Origin of the sequence: Sphingobacterium sp. Ag1, assembly GCF_000988325.1 — a bacterium.
Classification (GTDB): Bacteria; Bacteroidota; Bacteroidia; order Sphingobacteriales; family Sphingobacteriaceae; genus Sphingobacterium.
On sequence record NZ_LBGU01000039.1, the window covers coordinates 200,197 to 219,821 of the forward strand.

General features: G+C 40.0%; 11 protein-coding genes. 8 read left to right on the plus strand and 3 right to left on the minus strand.

Translation table 11 applies throughout. From position 1 onward, the window contains the following. Together AAW12_RS25510 and AAW12_RS13585 are read right to left on the minus strand one after the other, a co-directional pair. Window positions 1-3,498: a DEAD/DEAH box helicase gene (locus AAW12_RS25510; RefSeq protein WP_053003679.1), complete on the minus strand. Its 3,498-nt coding sequence runs from the start codon at window positions 3,496-3,498 to the stop codon at window positions 1-3. Window positions 3,499-3,508: 10 nt separating this feature from the next. Next, window positions 3,509-5,236 (minus strand): hypothetical protein, encoded by a 1,728-nt coding sequence (locus tag AAW12_RS13585; RefSeq protein WP_046674173.1) that lies wholly within the window; start codon window positions 5,234-5,236, stop codon window positions 3,509-3,511. 562 nt (window positions 5,237-5,798) lie between these two features. On the opposite strand from AAW12_RS13585, the gene AAW12_RS13590 reads away from it, so the two are divergent. Further along, window positions 5,799-6,872 carry a DKNYY domain-containing protein gene (locus AAW12_RS13590; protein ID WP_197084034.1) on the plus strand — a complete coding sequence of 358 codons (1,074 nt, stop codon included), beginning with the start codon at window positions 5,799-5,801 and terminating at the stop codon, window positions 6,870-6,872. Window positions 6,873-6,901: 29 nt separating this feature from the next. Here AAW12_RS13590 and AAW12_RS26825 read toward each other — a convergent pair whose 3' ends face one another. Next, on the minus strand, window positions 6,902-7,042 hold the full coding sequence (locus AAW12_RS26825; protein WP_376746074.1) for a hypothetical protein: 141 nt from the start codon (window positions 7,040-7,042) through the stop codon (window positions 6,902-6,904). Window positions 7,043-7,395: 353 nt separating this feature from the next. Between AAW12_RS26825 and AAW12_RS13600 the strand changes: the two genes are divergently transcribed. From AAW12_RS13600 to AAW12_RS13630, 7 genes are all read left to right on the plus strand, one after another. Continuing rightward, on the plus strand, window positions 7,396-8,859 hold the full coding sequence (locus AAW12_RS13600; RefSeq protein ID WP_053003680.1) for a hypothetical protein: 1,464 nt from the start codon (window positions 7,396-7,398) through the stop codon (window positions 8,857-8,859). Between the two features lie 126 nt (window positions 8,860-8,985). Next, window positions 8,986-9,513 (plus strand): RNA polymerase sigma-70 factor, encoded by a 528-nt coding sequence (locus AAW12_RS13605; protein WP_156167646.1) that lies wholly within the window; start codon window positions 8,986-8,988, stop codon window positions 9,511-9,513. Window positions 9,514-9,609: 96 nt separating this feature from the next. Beyond that, window positions 9,610-10,557 carry a FecR family protein gene (locus AAW12_RS13610; RefSeq protein ID WP_046674177.1) on the plus strand — a complete coding sequence of 316 codons (948 nt, stop codon included), beginning with the start codon at window positions 9,610-9,612 and terminating at the stop codon, window positions 10,555-10,557. A gap of 67 nt (window positions 10,558-10,624) precedes the next feature. After that, window positions 10,625-13,969 (plus strand): SusC/RagA family TonB-linked outer membrane protein, encoded by a 3,345-nt coding sequence (locus AAW12_RS13615; RefSeq protein WP_231585267.1) that lies wholly within the window; start codon window positions 10,625-10,627, stop codon window positions 13,967-13,969. Window positions 13,970-14,021: 52 nt separating this feature from the next. Next, window positions 14,022-15,542, plus strand: coding sequence for a RagB/SusD family nutrient uptake outer membrane protein (locus AAW12_RS13620; RefSeq protein WP_046674178.1), 1,521 nt, complete (start codon window positions 14,022-14,024; stop codon window positions 15,540-15,542). Then, the gene (locus tag AAW12_RS13625; protein ID WP_046674179.1) at window positions 15,536-17,389 is read left to right on the plus strand and encodes an alkaline phosphatase; all 1,854 of its coding nucleotides are present in this window, start codon (window positions 15,536-15,538) and stop codon (window positions 17,387-17,389) included. The genes AAW12_RS13620 and AAW12_RS13625 overlap by 7 nt, the downstream gene beginning before the upstream one ends. A gap of 165 nt (window positions 17,390-17,554) precedes the next feature. Further along, entirely contained in the window at window positions 17,555-19,348 is a 1,794-nt protein-coding gene (locus AAW12_RS13630; RefSeq protein ID WP_231585268.1) for an alpha-L-fucosidase, read from the plus strand. Window positions 19,349-19,625: the final 277 nt, after the last annotated feature.

The window sequence follows — 19,625 nt, forward strand, 5'->3', positions numbered from 1 at the left end:
TTATTCAAATAATTTAAGCAGCTCATCTTTACTGATCGACTTCATTAGATTAGCCTCATCTAAAATCAGTCCTTCGGATATTCGTTTTTTACTTTCTTGGAGTGCTAAGATGTGCTCCTCAACGGAATCCCGACAGACAATCTTATAAGCCATCACATGTTTATCTTGTCCTATACGGTAACAACGATCGATAGCTTGTGCTTCGGCAGCGGGATTCCACCAGGGATCCAAAATATAAACATAATCAGCTGCGGTCAGATTCAAGCCTGTTCCTCCGGCTTTGAGGCTGATTAAAAACACACGGCATCCGTTCTCGTTCTGAAATCTTTCGACCGCATTTTGCCGCTGATCCTGATTCATCTTACCATCAAGATAGGCATACGCTATACCCTTATTTTCGATTCGTTGTGCCACGAGCTTTAGCATGGACGTATACGCCGAAAAGAGAAGAATCTTATGATTTGGAGCTACTTCATCCATGATCTCATCAATAAAATCCAATTTGATCGAATCATGACCGAAGCCACCATCTTTCATCAGCATGGGCGAATTGCACAGCTGTCGTAGTTTTTGCAGCGCCTCTATCGCCAAAAATTTGGATTTTGTGGAATCGGCACTATTCAGATTACTTTCAATCTCCCCCTTGAATATCTTTCTGACCTTATCGTATATCTTTCTTTGCTCCGGAAGCATATCCATATACAGAATTGTTTCGGTCTTTTCAGGAAGGTCCAAAGCAACCTGTTTTTTTGTACGCCGAAGGACAAAAGGTTGAATCATCTTTTGAAGCCCAAGAATAGTTGTTTGCGCTGTATTTTCATCTTTGATCCCTCGATAAGTGTTATTGAAACTGCCATAAGTTCCAAAAAAACCCGGGTTGACCATACTCATCTGTGCGTAGATATCCTCCACTCCATTTTCGATAGGTGTTCCCGTCATCGCTATGCGATAGCAAGATTTTAGCTCAGTTAGCGATTTAAATCTCTTTGAATGACGATTTTTTATCGCCTGCGACTCATCTAAAATCATGTAACTAAAGGACTGGGATTTAAGAAAGTCAAGCTCCATCATAACTGTTCCATAGGTTGTAATTAAGATGGATTCGTTCTCTATTTCCGTGACTTCCCTCCTTTTTTGTCCATGATAAATAGATGTTCGACGATTTGGAGAAAATTTCTTGAATTCAGCCAGCCAATTGAATAGTAGGGAATTGGGTACAATAATAATTGAGGGGGCTGCCTTTGGATTATTTTGATAGAAATATTCCAAAAGCGTTATTGCCTGTAATGTTTTCCCTAATCCCATATCATCAGCCAAGATACCGCCCCATTGAAAATCGCTTAAGAATACCATCCAGCTAAACCCTGCCTGTTGGTAAGGGCGCAACTCTGCCTGGATCGCTTTTGGAACATCCAACAGGGCTATTTCATCCGTATCCAACAGTTTCTTTCGACGTTCAGCTAGGCTATTTTGAATAATACGGGGATCAATTCGATCCAGCCGTGTTTGGAAAGATAGCAATTGGGCTGAAGTGAGTTTAAGACAGTCGGTTTCAACCAGCGCATACTTAAACAGCACATCAAATAATGCTTTATCTGAGGCTTTAATATATCCGAAAGATTTATCTGCCAATTGGATGCTACTGTAGTCGTTTATGATCTTTTCTTCAAACTCTCCCGGTAAATAGGTCGTTGTTCCAAATTTGAAAATCATGTAAATGGAAAATACATTATTGTCCTGACGAATATCCAATACTTCCCATTTCAGTTGGTGTGGCAGCAAATAAGCTCCCTTTGAAATATTGTTCAGAATAGTTTTGTACCCCTTGCTCTTACATTTTTTTATAAATTCATACAGTCTATTTCTGTTGCTATGCGCCTGCCATTCCAAGCGCTTAACCATTCTATTGGTGCAGCTTTTCAAATTTGGCAACTGTGCTTCAATAAAGGTATTAAACTCATGCTCGCCAACAAGATCTCTCTCCGTATACAGGCAGGTTCCATTTTCCGGTTTTAAAATCAAGTTTCCTCCATATGGAATTACATATTCTTCCTTTTCACTCAGCATAGCTTTCAATTCGAAATTTAAATGATCATCGTCGTCTTTCTCCACCACAACCTTAAATTGAGGCACATGATGAGCGGTATTAGAAATAAAAACTGTATCCTTGTTTAAAGGTTCAAGGTCTATGTGAAAGGATGTTGACAATGGAATCAACATACGCGTAAAGAAGTCTTCATAGTCCCGCTTTAACACCGTTATTTTAGTAGAAATACTGTAAAAGAAACGTAATACAAACTCCTTTTGAAGATTATCAACAAAAAGACACTCGTCTTCATTTAGATTGATAAAGAAGAAATTGGACCGACATTCGGATGTATAGTCTTTCAACTCCTCTCCTTTGTAGACAAGAATTAACGATAGAAGCAGGTGATCGCTGCCTTCTTTCAAATGAAATTTCAGACTAAGATCATCGCCCGCCAAAATCACATTCCGATACGTTGTACGATATTTGGATGGATATTTGAAGTTTTCAATTGTAGTTTTAAAATTATTTCTATCGACAAAAGCAACACGTAATCTTTGATCCGATTTTCCTTCCAAAAGTTTACGCCAAGCACTGATGATAAAATCCTTCTTCACACGATCAGCGTCATTTCGCATCTCATCTTTTTCCCTATCCCCTAATTGTCTTTGTGGACTTTTGGAAAAAGCTAAAATCTTACGACATAAATCGATTTTTAAAACATCACTATCAGCAAAATTCGCCAACTTATTACCAAATTCTTCTAAATAATTTATCTTACTGTTTATTTCAAAAGGTATTAAAAAGGGCAGTCCGTCCACCTGACGCTCTCTAGGAATAACATACATAAAATTCGGAAAAGGTGCCTCATGCTGTTCCATCCATCGGTTTTCAGATGCTGCATCTAGCAATTCCGATTCAAGCTCCTGGTGGTCGAAATAATTATATACCTGACCAAATTGATTATGATTTTCAATACAAACCTTGTCCTTGCGGTAATATAGCCTAGAAATACCCAATTGAAAGTACTTATGCTGACTTTCGGGTAGGATGGCAATATCTTTTGCATATAAATCATGTAAGAATTTATTACTGACTAAAAACTTACGATAAAGTCCAATAATTACATAATCACACAGACTATCATGACGCTTTTTACAATCGCACTTAACCTTCAATCCGATTTCTCGGATCTCGAGATCAATTTTGAGATTTTTGTTTTTATAATTTCCGTCTCTTCTTAGAGAAAATGGCCATTTAAACTTGTTGACTTTGATTATCCTAACGCTGTAACTATAAAGCTGAAAATCCGTCAGTGGTATTTCTCCTTTATAGAGCTTAAGAAAGTAGTCTGATGAAATATAAAGATCCTCTTGGTTTTCCCAAGGAATAATAAAGCTATTCTTCTCTTTGTCAGGTATAATCGGAACGACATCTGTTACTAACTCCAGATTTTCAACACTATTTTCCATAAATCCTCCTTTATTGTTTATTGGACTTAACCTCAGATTTCAACTCCATATACCGTATGCTCTGATCGCAGAGATCGACAAAGAAATCCGTAATTTCCTTCGCTTTTGACTTAAAGTAGTCCATATCAAGCTGAGCCAATTGTGCAGGAAGCTCATAGACCCGCCCTTTCATGTGTTTTAACAGCTCTGCATTCAATATTTCCTCAACCTCACTTCTTGTTGTAAAAAATTCTTTCACCTTTTTATCACAGATACAGGTCCAATCCACGAGGTCTGCAATGGTGACATTCATCGGTGCATAACCGATTCGGAGATACAGATAGCTGTATAATCCAATAGAAGTCAACTGATTTAAGAATAATACAGCCAATTGGGCACTAGAAAGGTTTTCAGAAGAAAAAACAGCCAAAAGATCCTGCATGAGTTTTGAATTCCGCCCCCATGAAATTGAGATTTTAAATAAGGTACTATGCCAATCGACAGGCACAACCGAATAAGTCGGTTTATAACGCGAATGGCGGTAGAGAACAACAGATTCATTCCAGATGATATGAGAGAATCGACTACCTTCGTTGAGTTTTGTCTCCAGAAAGTCCGTATTCAAAAAAGCTACAACTGCAGTAACTTGACCGTAAGCGACTTTTCGAAAGTGACAGTGACCCAATTTCTTTTTTATCACAACAAGATAGATCTCGGCTTTTCCATTTTCCTGACGAGGAAAGTCAAACAGCCCTTTTCCATGAGTATCGCTGACATAATAATTGAGCAACATCATTTGTTCGGGATTATTTTCCTGACGGATCTGATGCAACAACTCCTGTACATCGCTCTGATACTGCGCTGGCCAGGGGAAACTATGAAAGTCTGCACCAGCTTCGACTTGCTCTTGTTCCTTCATTTTAGCCAGCTTGCTCTTTTCTAGCGCCGCTTGCGTAGCACCTTCTGCCGTCACAAGCGCATCGTATACAGCCTGTAAAGCTTCCGTAAAGTAGCGAAACAACTTTTCTATTGCAGCCTGCAATACGAGACAACGATCATATAGTTGCGAAGCATCTACGGCCGAAATATCCAGGTCTCTATTTTGATTAACAGCATTAAAAGAACTATCCAGTAATGCAAAACGCATCTTATCTTCGTCTGTCTCGCCCATAAAGACCGATTTGAACATCGGAAAATGCGTATGCAGGCTCCGAATTCGACTGTCAAGACTATGTACATTATTTCCCTTACCTTCTACCATTACCTGAAGCAGTTTCAAATGACTTTCCAAACTTTGGTGAACCATAAATAAAGCACGCGGATAATTGGCTATTTCTGCAAATGTTTGTGCTCCCTGTAAAAACTCCGCGGATACAGCGGTCGCCTTCTCATAATACTTTTCCGAGAGATCCAATATGCCACGTATTTCCTTTCCTTTACTGATGACAGAACTACTTCGTGTACTACTAAAAATCTCATGCTGAGGCAAGATCGCATAACAATAAAATAAGCTCCCAAGCTTTATTTTATTCTTCAATTCTGGCGCAAAAATCAATTCAAATGAAATGTTCTCCTGATCCATCAAGCACAACTCCACAATAGGTTTTAGCACTTTGTGTGAAAGTCCACTCACGGGTTTAAGCGCTAAAACTAAATGATGGGATTCCTGATCGAGAAATTGATATTTAACGACATAGGCACAATCGAGATCCATACGCTGGGAAAGCCGATCAATAATTAATTGGCTATTAATTTCCATACTAAATGATTTAAGGTTAAAAAATTGGCGCAATAAAACAGACCAACAGGTCAAACTGTTACAGACTATTATTGCAAATAATCAATACTTAATTTGTAAAAAAGATAGTATAATATCCAAGGAGACTACATAGGGTTCAACACGTTTTAATAGCTAGACGTTCGCCCCTTGGTTTTTTAGGAAATACCAGCACCACAATTAAAAATGTATCGAAACTTTCACTTCATGAAAAAGTGATGAGCTACCGCTGGTAATTTGGTAACTAAACACTTTGTAATTCAATTACAAGAAAAACAATAACAATACAATTATATAGTTAATATATACAAATATATAAATTAACAATTTTAAAACAAATTATTTTTTAGATTTCACTTTTGTATGTTTAAAAATAGCCAATAAGAAAATCCAATAGTGCTTTAAATACACGAATTATAAATGGCGAGAAGCGAATTGTAAACAATCGATAGATTACTTATATACTTCTGTTATCTTTAGCCGAATAGATCTTTTATAATTGCTATAGAACATAGCATTGACAGTTATGAAAAATAGCTTAAAAATGGGACTAATAAGTGCTTTGATAGGTCTGCTCTTTTCCTGCAAAGAGCAAGTGAGTCCTTTGTCTGAAGCTTACTACAAAAAGAGCGGTGCAATTTATTTTATACCGGGCGGCAATGGTTTTGAAAGAGGGTCGAGAAAGACCGTTGCCGATGTAGCTAGTTTTTCAGTGATTAAAGATGTCTATGCCCGCGATAAAGATCACCTCTATTTCATGGGCTGCCCCCAACAACTCGTCGACGTAAAGACCTTTCAACTGAAAAACAGGATTCCTGTCGATCAACGACACGTATTCAAGTTTGAAGGTTTTGCTTCGGCTACTTCCGATTGCAGCCAAAACCAGCTCACCATTATTGATGGAGCCGATCCGGCAACTTATACGACGTTATATGATCAACTGCCGGCACTAGCTAAAGACAAAGCACATTACTTTTATAAGTATCAACCCCTTCACGTCGACTATGCGACTTTCAGCGTTGTCAACAGCAACTTTGTAAAAGATAAAAATCAGCTTTATGTTGTTACGGACAAAGGTATTCTTTCGATCCACTATAAAACAGATAAGATTGAGGCGCTCAATGCAGCATATACCCTACTGGATGGTAAAAAGTTGCTTTATTATGAACCTTATCAACGTATCGGTCTGTTGGAAATCGATATTCCTTCGTCAAAGGAAATCAAATTCCTTAATGAGAAAACAGTAATCATTGACCAATTGATAGTTATTTCGGGAAAGAAATTTGGATACCCTGCGGTCGATGCGGGCAGCTTTGAATTATTAGAAGAATCAAACGGAAACGCCACTTGGTCACGCGACAAAAATCATGTCTATTATAAGCAACAGATATTTTCAGAAGCAGATCCAAAGACTTTTGAGGTCCTCAAGTTTGCCGTTGCCAAGGATGCCAAACATATTTTCATTGGCAATAAAATATTCAACGGACCAGATGTAAAAAGTTTCAAAAAGGTGGATAAATCCCGGGTGAACCATGATTTCGAAGATGACCTTGGCAACAGATACTGGTATCAAACCAATAAAGGGGAGGTTATTTTGGTTCCGGTTACTAAAAAGTAATAGAAGCACCGAGGACTTTATGCCCGGGGTTAAGAAAGTATGAGTTCGTACCGTACAGATCTCCCATGTCCCAACTGTTCAACTATCCCCAGTTCCTGCAACCTTTGCAGATCCCTAGTCGCAGTAGCTTTTGAGGTCCGTGTAATAGAGATATATTTTTTTGCAGTCATCCCGCCAATAAAACCTTCAATTCCCTGCTCAAATTAGGCCACTCTTTATATTGCCAGTTATACATATTGAGCCGATTTAAAAATCTAATCGGCTCAAAGGAAAAAGCATATTCATTATTGGCCTCTCTTGACGATAATTTACAAATCCAGCAAAGGAAAAATTCCCTTCCTTTTGAATCTTCAAGATAATCACTGAAATCGGCTATTTTTCTAACGATTGTTTCCCCTACTTTAGCTTCCAAACCCAATGGTTTAGTAAGCGTATAGTTTAAATACCTGTAATCAACAAGCTAGTAACCGCAGCAATACACGGGCTACTTACAAACAACCAGGTTCAATTTATAGAAAAAAGGATGATCAAATCATTATTGCTAAGTATAACAACTATGCTATGTATCACGGCATGTGCACAGGAATCCGCCATAAACACAAAAAATGACCGGGTTAAATGGATTCCCTATCAAACCAAAAACAAGCAGTTTGTCTTTGTCGACAGTGCATTCCAGAAGAAGCTATCCCAAGAGTTCCATTGGGCTCAGCCTTTCACGTCCACAGGATATGCACTGGTAGCCAATGAAAAGGATCAAACGGGGATCATTAACAGCAAAGGTGAATTTATCGAACATTATTCCGACACAGATTTACAGCTCTTAGACCTCAAGCAGCTGACTCTTCTGATGAAACGCCAGGAATATGAAAAGAAATTGCCCTTCTGGAAATGGGACTGGAATATCCTAAGCAGTTATATCAAGAAAACAGCTACTTATGTCAAGCTTGAAATACGGGTATTGGAAAGTAATCAGATTCTGCTCAAAAAAGATATTCCTTACGATGAGAACCAATATAACCTTGCAACTTACCCCTTAGACGACAAGCACCTGATCCTCAATGGGAACCTGTATCTGCTAAAAGATCAAAAACTTAAGAAAATAGAAGAACACATTGAAATGCCCTTGGAAAACGGACGTTATATTCCAGCATCAGCAAACAGTTTTGCCATCCTTGATATCCGAAGCAAAAAACCGGTTTTATCCGCTTTGACAGGCATAGACAAAATAGACCTTCTTTGGAAAAATGAGGCCATACAGCTCGATTCTATCAATCAGGAGCGCTACAGCCCAGCAATTCCCAAACTACTAAAGGACAATAATACAGGCAGCATATATGCCTTTCCACAATACGACAAAGCTTTTCCAAAACAAATTAGACAAGCCAATGTGACACAGATTGCCTTTCTAAAAGAAATATCCTTAGTTTATTCGGTGACTAATTCGCCCTATTTTATTCTAGGAAGATTTAACTACGATCATGCCATCTGGGCTTATGATTGGCTATATATGGATAAAGATGGCAACTTATTGGACACCATCAAAGCCTCGAACTTCTATATCCTGGATCAGGTGGGTAATTTGGTCTGGCCAGACAAACACATGTTACTCACCTCGAATGCCCTGGAAAAGAATTGGAAGACCGGAAAAATAAAGTACATCGATTCATCAGAAGATCTTTATTTAATTGATGTAAAACGAGGTGATCTAGAACCTACAAAAGGCCTATGGAATTCAAGTAAAAAGACTTGGGATATAAACCCCGATTTCGAACATATTGAAAACTTAGATGGTAAACGACAAATCTTTGCATTACAGGAGCATAAAGATGGTCGCTATACTTTATACAACAACAAAACAAAACAACGAATCGGCAACAAAAGCTACATGACCATCAATCCCAACGGGTGGGTACAACATAAAAATGAGCGCAATCGGGACGATGGCTATTTTATTAACATTGCTACGGGCAAGGAATATAAAGAATAAAAAATACCGCTCAATCTCAGCAAAAATTACCAAGATTAATTTATAACAGACAAAATATACTCTTTAAGATTTATTAACTTTAAAGGAATACTGAGTTATTAGCTTTGTCCAATTAAAACTGATCTTGTGAGCGAATTATTGATAGCATCATTAAAGCGAGGTGACCACTTTGCCATGGAACAGATTTTTAATCTGTACTGGGAAGCCATATTTGATGCAGCTTTTAAGAAAATAGGCGACGAAAATGTGGCTCAGGACATTACCCAGGAAATCTTCATTTCGCTGTGGGAACACCGTGAGCAGGTCATCATATCTGGTGGTCTCGCAGCCTATCTACATGGGGCTGTCAAATTCAAAGTAATCAACCATTTTCGGAATACGACAGTTAAAGATGGACATAAAGCCGAACTAGCGACTTTAATGAACCAACGATATGCGGATTCAGCGGACGACCTACTGATCCTAAAAGACGCGCAGCAAAAAGTTGAAGAAGCTTTGATGCTGCTTCCCGAACGTATGCGACTGGTCGTCACCATGAGCCGAAAGCAAGAAAAGTCTATCAAGGAAATTGCGAGCGAGCTAAATGTCTCCGTACAAACTGTCAAGAATCAAATTACCTCGGCCATGAAACTGCTCAAAAAAAGCCTCTCTTAGGCAGTTCCTCCATTTTTTTGAGTGTTAACAATAATTTAATATACTCCTAATATTTTCGACTAGTACCATTTCCCATTTGAAGTGACATGTATTCAAATGAGGGAAGAAAAAGCAAAGCAGTTACTGCAAAAATATTTAAATGGAGAGGCTACCGCCACCGAGATTAAGCAAGTCGAAGATTGGTACGCCCAACTGGACAACGCTGCAAAAAAAGTTCCGCAGGAACGAAAAGCTGCACTGCGCGAACAATTATTGGCCAATATTCAGTCCAGTATTTCAGAAAAGGGAAGTAAACGACCTTCCCGGCTGTATTCACCTGTATTCAAAATAGCAGCCGCTATTTTAATGATTGCTTCCATAGGACTTCTTTATTGGAAAGTAAATAATCAGCCTATCGCAGCATCTGCGCAGATCGTCACAACAACCCTTGCAGGGGAACATAAAAAGATTGTCTTGGCAGATGGTTCGGAAATTATCCTCGAACCATCTTCAAAAATCAGCTATCCAAGTAATTTCAAGGGCAATATCCGTGAAATAGCACTTACTGAGGGGGAAGCCTTCTTTGCCATTGCCCACGACGAGAAGCATCCATTTCAGGTACAGCTTGCATCGAAGCTAGCAGTTAAAGTATTAGGAACCTCTTTTCGGATAAAAGCTTATCAGGCTTCCGATCAAGTCGAAGTCACCGTCGCTACGGGTAAGGTTGCTGTGGAGCAAAATGATAAGATCCTCGGCATATTAACCAAAAACCAAAGTCTACGCTATGATAAAGAGACCAAACAATCATCGCGCAACCTAGTAGAAAAAAATACAGCCGTAGCCATTGCGTTTGATGGAACACCACTTAAGGAGGTGGTAAAAAGACTGGAATATGTCTACAACATCGAAATTATCTTAAAAGACACTTCACTTTCGCCTTTAAAAACAACAGCTACATTCAATAGCACACAAAATCCGGCAGAAATACTGGATATCATCTGCAGCCTACATCACCTCAAGTACAGTACGATTGAAAAGGATAAAATATTTAAAGTCCACAAATAATGTCTAAAAATTTACCTAAAACATCTTAGTCACCATGCGTAATTCATTACCTAATCATTACAAAAAAATGAAAACACCTGCATTCAAAAGAGAATTCTCTTTTTATCGGATCATGAAGTATCCCTGCATCGCATTTTCGATTACTTCGGTATTCTGCAGTTCATTGATGGCCTCCCCAAGCATGGCCCAACGTCTGGACAAAAGCAGTGTAAACATCAAAATAAGCAAGGGCGAGAAACTCGATGTGATTCTACACAAAATCGAGAGTCTTTCAGGCCTTCATTTTGTTTACAATCCTGATCTATTGCAAGAACGTAACACGGTCTTAAGCGGCAGTTTTAAAACTGAACCAGTTCGCTCTCTTTTGAATAAGCTTGGAATCAATGCGGTGGAAAAAGAGGACTATGTGATCTTGAACACACAAGCAAACATGAAGGCAGATCGTATCGTGACAGGTTTTGTACGGGACACATTGGGAACTGCAATCGCAGGTGTTTCTGTAAAAGTAGTTGGTACGCAGGTTGGAACGACAACAGATACAAAAGGAGCCTTCCGAATCGAGGCAGGACCGCAAGCTGTACTTTCTTTTTCGATGGTCGGATTCCATTCCAAGGAAGTCGCAGTTGGCGAAAATGAAGTTATTAATGTAACGCTAAGCGAAGAACGTTCGACCCTATCCGAAGTTGTTGTTGTTGGTTATGGAACGCAGAAAAAAGAGACATTAACGGGCGCTGTAAGCTTGGTTTCACTTGACAAATTATCGTCTAGGTCTGTCAACAGCGTTGGCGAAGTATTGGCCGGTAAATCACCAGGTGTTATTGTCACAAACGAAGGTGGTGACCCAACTGCTTCGCCCCGTATCAATATCCGCGGTGCTGGTGGTATCAATGGTGAAAGTGTACTCTATGTTATTGATGGTTCCATTTTCCTAGGTACTCCACAATTAAATCCCAACGACATTGAGTCTATTTCCGTATTAAAGGATGCTTCTGCAGCGATCTATGGTGCCAGAGCTTCTGGTGGTGTGGTACTGATCACCACTAAAAAAGGAAAAAAAGGACAGATGCAAATTAGCGTTGATGCCAAGTTAGGCCAACAAAGCGCTTGGCGAAAATTACAGCCGCTAAATGCCGAACAACGTGCCGAAGTCGCTGCAACAGCTGCAAAAAATGGTGGAACTACGATCCTACCTGCTTTTGATCCAGCCAAATACCCAGAGGGTCTAGTGACCAAAACAAACTGGATGGATGAAGTTTTTAGAAATGCAGCACTACAGGATTACAATGCTGCAATTAATGGTGGTAGCGAAAAATCTAGTTTTTACCTCAGTTTCAATTACCGCAATGCCGAAGGTATTGTCCTAAATACGAAAACCAAGCGCTATAATTTCCGGATAAATTCAGAACATCAACTCACCCCTTGGTTGAAAGTTGGTGAAAACTTATCCTACAGCAGTACCAATGGAAATGGTGCCAATACGAGCAGCGATTATACAGGAGCGCTATTATCTGCCATTTATTATCCAACCAATGGAACCCCTTACAATGCAGACGGAAGCTTCGCCGGTCTACCAGGGCCATTCCCGGGCGATTACGGTGATATCATTAACCCTGTTGCCGAACTGATGCGCATCGACATCAACAATCCGGTCAATGTCCTTGTTGTCAATCCTTATGCGAGCATCCAATTGGCAAAAGGCTTAACATTCAGATCCAACTTAAGTATTACTAAATCAAACGCTAGATATAAAAGTTTTACACCACGACGTCCGGAAATAGGCAAACCCGTTTTGAGCAATAGTCTAGTTGAACGAGCTGATGATGCAAACGATATCCTTGCAGAACAAGTTTTAAATTACAAAACTTCTTTCGACAAGCATCAAATTGACCTAACCGGTGGTTATACCTTCCAAAAGACAAAAAACACCTATCTGTATACTTCCGGGGCAGGCTTTGATGATGAGTCCAAACAATACCGTTATTTAACAAATGCCAATACCATTCAACCTTCAGAAAGTGGCTACGCTTCAACAGCAATATCTTCGCTATTCTTACGAGCAAATTACAGTTACAATGATAAGTATTTACTATCGTTGATTGGTAGACGGGATGGGTCATCCATGTTGACAAAGGAAAATAGATTTAAAAACTACGCTTCTGCATCAGCAGGATGGGTAATCAGCAAAGAAGAGTTTTTAAAATCAGCAACCTGGTTAGATCAATTAAAATTACGCGGTAGCTATGGTATTTTAGGTAATCTCGGTAGTTTGTCAGCTGCAGCTGTCAACCCGCTACTAGCATCGACACAAAGTTATTTCGGTCAAACACCGACCTTACAAAAAGGATACGTACAAACGATTCTGGCCAACAAGAACCTCACTTGGGCTGAAAGTAAACAGACTAATATAGGTTTAGATTTGGGAATTTTCAACCATTTTAACTTAGTCGCCGATTATTTTATTAAGGAAACAAATAAAATGATCTTAACCCGTTCACTACCAGGTACAGCAGGCTTAAATAGTCAAACGATCAACGCGGGTTTAGTCAAAGACAGGGGTATTGAGCTAGGATTGACCTACAATAGTTCAAGAAATTCCGACTTTACATATTCCATCAATGCAACCTTAACCAAATTAAACAACAAGGTTGAAGAATTAGCACCGGGCTTGAACACCATTGCTGTGGGTACTAATTTCAGAAATGAATTGGCTCCGCTCTCTATTACCGTCGGTCAACCGCTCTACAGCTACTATGTGCTCAAAACAGATGGTATCTTCCAGAGTCAGGCCGAAGCTGATAATTACAAAAACGCCAATGGACAAAAAATTCAGCCGAATGCAAAAGCGGGAGATTTCAAATTTGTAGACATTGATGGCAATGGTTCAATCGGACCTGAAGATCGTTATTTTGCGGGCAGTGCATACCCGGATTTCTCTTATGGATTGAGCTTTAATGCGAATTATAAGGATTTTGATTTCAATATTTTTGCTCAGGGGGTTCAAGGCAACAAGCTTTTCAACGCTATCAAAAGAACAACGTATAGTGCAAGCGGCCCTTCTTACAATAAGTTAACGGGTATTTTGGATGCCTGGTCTCCAGAAAATCCAAATGGTAAAGTGCCAATCATTTCCACCTCAGATGCTAACGGAAACTTCAATGCATCTGATTTTTACATTGAAAACGGTTCTTACCTCCGCATTCGTAACGTTACATTAGGCTACACTTTACCAAAATCAATTGCAAGCAAATTTAAGACGGGCAACGTACGCATTTATGCAACAGCCAATAATCTGTTCACCATTACAAAATATACAGGTTTTGACCCAGAAATTGGGATGGATAACAATGGTCTTGATGTCGGCCGTTATCCACAAGCCCGAAGCTTTATTATTGGTTTAAATGTCAATTTCTAATCTTAAAACAATGCAGATGAGTTATACTTATCAGCCCTAAAAAAAAAAAAAAATGAAAACGAATATAAAATACCTTGCAATAGCTGCACTAGCATTTTTTGCATCGTGCAACAAACAGTTAGATATAACGCCAGAGGGCTCCCCTTCTGCACAGAATTTCTGGAAAACGGAACAAGATGCGATTAAAGCAGAAGCCGGTATGTATGAAAAGTACAACGAAGAGGATTATTATGGTCGTGGAATGTTCTGGTTTATTAATGCCAGTGACGACATGGTGACCGGACGTAACAAACCCGAAGCCGACAATATCAAAAATTTCAACCGCAATTACATCGGTGGCGGTTATACAGAATCTCAATGGAGCATGCGTTATGCGATTATAAAAAGGGCCAACGATATTATTATCAATGTTCCCAATATCTCCATGGATGAAGCTCGAAAAAAACAAATCATTGGTGACGCCTATTTCAATGCAGGCCTGGTTTATTTTCAGCTGGCAGCAAACTATGGTAACGACAAGGCAGGTGTGCCTATTGTTACGCCTGAAACAGATGCTTCCGTTCCGGTAGCCAGAGCAAACAACGTTAACGAAAACTACGATTACATCATTTCACTGCTATTAAAAGCGGCCGACAACCTTCCTTATTTTTCTGAGATGAAGGATACCGATTATGGTAAAGCCCACAAAACAGCTGCATGGGCCTATTTATCAAAAGTATATCTGTACAAAAAAGATTATACCAATGCAGCGAAGTACGCGGATATGGTGATCAGTTCGGGCAAACATGAATTATTGACCAACTTTGTGGATGTGTTTAAAGCCGCCAACAACTGGTCCAAAGAATATATCTGGTCGGTGGTCTGTACGCCAAATGGTGGTGGTACTGGCTGGGGCAGCAAACTTCCAGGTGTGATGTTGACCAACAAAGCTTGGGGAATTTACAACGGCTGGGGTTACTATCTGCCGACAAAAGAACTTTACGATTCTTTTGAAACAGGTGACTTGCGTCGTGAAGCAACAATCTTGAAACCAGGAGACAAATTCCAGTTTTTTGGCGCAGAACGTACATTTACTAAAGACGGTGGCGCGACTTCGAACTATCAGTTCAAAAAGTACATGGAACCATTTTCATATGCCAACCCTATTCCAACACATGTCAATCCAAATGGTGACAACGGCACTACAGACCTCAATGTACCCTTGATGCGTTATGCCGAAGTATTATTGATTAAAGCTGAGGCGGCCATTAATTTAAATGGCGCTGGTGCTGGTGATACCGAATTAAATAAAATTAGAAAAAGAGCTGGTTTAATCGCAAAAAGCGGAATGACCCTTGCTGACCTAAAACGTGAGCGCCGCAATGAACTTGCTGGTGAATGGGCAGACCGTCACCGCGATTTGGTCAGATGGGGCGATGCGCAAGCTACCTATGCCAAACCGCTACACGATTTTGATGGTGCTGTAATTTGGCCGGCTAGAAATTTCAATCCGCAAGTACATGATGTCTGGGCAGTTCCACAACGCGAGATCGACAACAGTTCCGGTGTCATTAAACAAAATGCAGGATGGTAAAAAACACTAAATTAATGTGGCTGTTATTTGCCGGCCTAAGCATTCAGTCAGTTTCTGCACAACAGAAACTGACTGCCAATGCAGGTCATAGCCACAATGATTACAAACAACAAATCCCGCTGTTGGAGGCTTACTATGCTGGAATGGGCTCTATCGAAGCGGACGTCTTCTACCGCAATGGAGAGCTCTACGTTGCTCATGAAAGCAGCGAAATCAAACCAGGGAAGACGTTAAAAAAACTTTACATCGACCCTTTAATTGCCTTCTTTAAGGAGAACGGCAATAAACCTTATGCCAAACCTGAGCAAACCTTGCAGCTTGTGATTGATATTAAGGAAAATTACGAACAGGTATTGTCTAAATTGTTAGCCGATTTGAAGGGCAACGAATCTGTTTTCGACCAGCAGAAAAATCCTTCCGCCATTAAAATCGTCGTCAGCGGTGAAATCCCACCGCCCGAAAAGTTCGACAATTATCCATCGATGATTTATTTTGATGGTAGGCCGGAAAAAGACTATACGCCGGCACAGCTCAAACATATTGGGATGATCAGTCAGGATATTAAGCAGTATTCTGTCTGGAATGGCAAAGGGACTCCCACTCCGCCCGACCTTGAAAAGATGAAAGCTGTAATAGACAAAGCACATAAATTAGGTAAACCCTTTCGTTTTTGGGCTACGAAAGATAGTCCCAATAGTTGGAAAGAGCTTGGTCATATGGGGGTAGACTGGATCAATACAGACCACCCTACTGCACTTAAGAATTTCTATTTAAACAACGCTAAAGTCGAATACGCAAATCCAAAGGCCTACATTCCCTATCAGCCAACCTATAAAAATGATGGTGCAACGAGCAAGGTCAAGAATGTTATTTTACTTATTGGTGATGGAATGGGCTTAGCCCAAATACAAGCAGGTTTAAGTGCCAATTTTGGTCAGTCCAATATCATCAATATGAAACATATTGGTCTTTCGCGCACCGAAGCATCCAACTCGGATTTTACAGACTCCGCTGCGGGCGGGACAGCTTTGGCTACTGGACATAAAACCAATAACCGTTACATTGGCGTGGATGCAGACGGTAAATTGTTGAGCGCTATTCCTGATACACTTGCTCAACACGGGATCAAAAGCGGTATCATCAGTGCGGGAGATATTACAGATGCTACTCCGGCTGCATTTTATGCACATCAGATCGATCGGACCATGTCGCAGGAAATTGCGGCAGATTTCAAAAATAGCCATGTGGATATTCTCGTTGGATCCCGTCGCGAAAGCTTCCTCAACAACAAGGATAACACGCTGATGAAGCAACTGACGGCAAAAGGTTATCAGCTTCAGCAAAATTTAGGTGATTTTGAAAAAGCGACATCAGGCAAACAGCTCGTACTCCTGGCGGATTCTGCGACAAGAAGAATACTCGATGGACGGGGAGAAATGCTAAAAACTTCCCTCTCAAAAACGATTGAGCTTTTGTCTAAAAATAAAAATGGCTTCTTTATCATGGCTGAGGGTGCACAGATTGACTATGGAGCCCATGCCAACGATCTCCCTTATGTTGTTACCGAACAGCATGACTTTGATCGGCTTGTCGGGGAAGCCCTAAAATTTGCGGATCAAGATGGTGAAACACTCGTCATTGTCACGGCAGATCACGAAACGGGAGGACTATCCCTGTTGGATGCCAATTATAAAAAGGGAACTGTTAGGGGCAATTTCAGTAGCGATGATCATACCAATATTATGGTACCTGTCTTTGCTTATGGACCAGGTGCGCAAAATTTTATTGGCATCTACAACAATACAGCCGTTTTTAAAAAGATTATCCAGGCCTTTAACTTGAAATAATCGCGTTAAAGCTTTCATACTAAACAAAGACCCTTCGTTTAAATACGAGGGGTTTTCACTTTTTTACAGACGACATTTTATCCTTCACAGCCACTTCAAAACCAATTTAAGGATCGATATTCGATTTTTTGCCTATCTTGTAAGTCAAAAAACAGAACAACCTTTATGATACCATCAATCAAGCGACTACTGATTCTGTCATTATTGCTATTCAGTATTTCGGCCAAACTATTTGCACAAACTTCTGAAAAAGCCTCATGGTTTAAAGATGCCCGCTTTGGCATGTTCATTCATTGGGGACTATACAGTGCTGCTGAAGGCATGTGGAAGGGCGAACCTTTGCGTTATATGAATAACTATGCCGAGTGGTTAAGATATCGCAACCGCGTCTCCAAAGAAGAATACGGTACCTTGGCAAAACGTTTCGACTGGAGTAAAATAGATCCTGAGCAATGGGTTCTTCTAGCAAAAGAAGCTGGGATGAAATACATTATCATCACCGCCAAACATCACGATGGTGTTGCTCTTTGGGACACAAAAGTTGGTCATTATAGCCTTCCACAATTGAGTGGTTCCAATCGGGATGTCATCAAAGATATTGCAGTAGCCTGTAGAAAGCACGGCATGAAATTGGGTTTTTATTATTCACATTGGATTGACTGGGAACATCCATACGGTTGGAACCATCAGCAGGAGCTGTCGGGACATGTTACCGATGCCCAATACAATCAATATTGGCAAGAAAAAGTCATCCCTCAACTGCGCGAACTGATGACCAATTATGGCGATATTGCATTGATATGGTTCGACATGTGGATCCCTTATCAAAAATCTATTATTAAAAAAGAACAATTACTTCAAGTTGTCAAACTTATCCGTGAACTTCAACCTAATTGCTTGATTAATTCACGTCTAGGTCTTCCTACGGATGCAGAGAATGTGGATTTCGAGACATTAGGTGACAACCAATTTGGCAGCAATTATATTAACCATCCCTGGGAAACCCCTGGGACGATTGCCCATTCTTGGGGATACAATGGCCAGGAAAATGAATGGAAATCAACCAGTCAAATTTTCCAGTCCTTAATCTCCAATGTAAGTCTCAACGGCGGGTTCACCTTAAATATCGGACCACGTGCCAATGGAACAGTGCCCTACGAAAGTGTCAGTCGTCTGCACGAAGTCGGAAATTGGTTAAACACATACGGAGAGGGCATCTACGGCAGCACCGGCCTTGATCTAAAAAACAACCAGTTCGATTGGGGTTACCTGACAACTAAAAAGGAAGGGCAAAAAACAGTCGTGTATGCACACGTCTTTAATTGGCCCTTAGACCATACACTTCGGATTACAGGAATCAAATCGACACCAGAACAGGTTTCCCTGATGAAGGGAAGTGTATCAACGGCACTAAAATTTGATCAGAGTCTCAGTTTAATCCATATCCAATTGCCTGACGCGCAGCCGGATCATTATGTTTCAGAAGTTAAATTAACCTTTAATGGGCCGGTGGAACTAGACAAAAATACGGTCTCAGAATCAACCTTTGGTGGCTTTTCATTGAAATCAACCAATAGCCTCAACCAAGGACTCAAAATTGTACGCTATAATGGAAAAAATCCAACGCATGCGATCCTGACGGGGGATACTAAGATCGATTGGGAGGTAACCATCCCCGAAGCTGGCGTCTACTCACTCGATTTTTCAGCACATAATCCCAATAAAGAAAATAGTGTTTTTGAAGTCAGCACGACCAATCAGCGGTTGGAAGGAAATTTTGCTCCTACAAACAAAATGGTGGTCGAGCCCAATGAAAACAATTATACAGAAGAATTTGTCGAAAACCGCATCGGCAAATTTAAATTCGATAAGCCCGGAAAGTATATCATAACCTTTAATAGTAAACAAGTACAACCACTTTGGTTCAACTGGATGTGGCTAGAAAAAATTAAGAATTAGACAGAAGGTCTTAGGCACAGAAGAGGTAAAATACTAGCATGTATATTGTTATGCATACATAAAAATATAACTGCTAGTATTTTATATAAAAAGTTACATATTTTAATATTTATTTATTATTTTGGGGTAAAAGTTAACAATTTTGCAAATTAAGTACTCAATGAGTTGCTTATACTTTTAAATGAGAAAATTAACCCTAAATATGGTTGAATAATGTATCAGCAGCGGGACTCTTTATCTATGCTTTTTGATCAAACTGTAAATACAAGGTTGGAGG

Coding starts and splice junctions, on each gene's coding strand:
- AAW12_RS25510 (WP_053003679.1), bottom strand. CDS start 3,498: ATGGAAAATAGTGTTGAAAATCTGGAGTTAGTAACAGATGTCGTTCCG.
- AAW12_RS13585 (WP_046674173.1), bottom strand. CDS start 5,236: ATGGAAATTAATAGCCAATTAATTATTGATCGGCTTTCCCAGCGTATG.
- AAW12_RS13590 (WP_197084034.1), top strand. CDS start 5,799: ATGGGACTAATAAGTGCTTTGATAGGTCTGCTCTTTTCCTGCAAAGAG.
- AAW12_RS26825 (WP_376746074.1), bottom strand. CDS start 7,042: ATGACTGCAAAAAAATATATCTCTATTACACGGACCTCAAAAGCTACT.
- AAW12_RS13600 (WP_053003680.1), top strand. CDS start 7,396: ATGATCAAATCATTATTGCTAAGTATAACAACTATGCTATGTATCACG.
- AAW12_RS13610 (WP_046674177.1), top strand. CDS start 9,610: ATGAGGGAAGAAAAAGCAAAGCAGTTACTGCAAAAATATTTAAATGGA.
- AAW12_RS13615 (WP_231585267.1), top strand. CDS start 10,625: ATGAAAACACCTGCATTCAAAAGAGAATTCTCTTTTTATCGGATCATG.
- AAW12_RS13620 (WP_046674178.1), top strand. CDS start 14,022: ATGAAAACGAATATAAAATACCTTGCAATAGCTGCACTAGCATTTTTT.
- AAW12_RS13625 (WP_046674179.1), top strand. CDS start 15,536: ATGGTAAAAAACACTAAATTAATGTGGCTGTTATTTGCCGGCCTAAGC.
- AAW12_RS13630 (WP_231585268.1), top strand. CDS start 17,555: ATGATACCATCAATCAAGCGACTACTGATTCTGTCATTATTGCTATTC.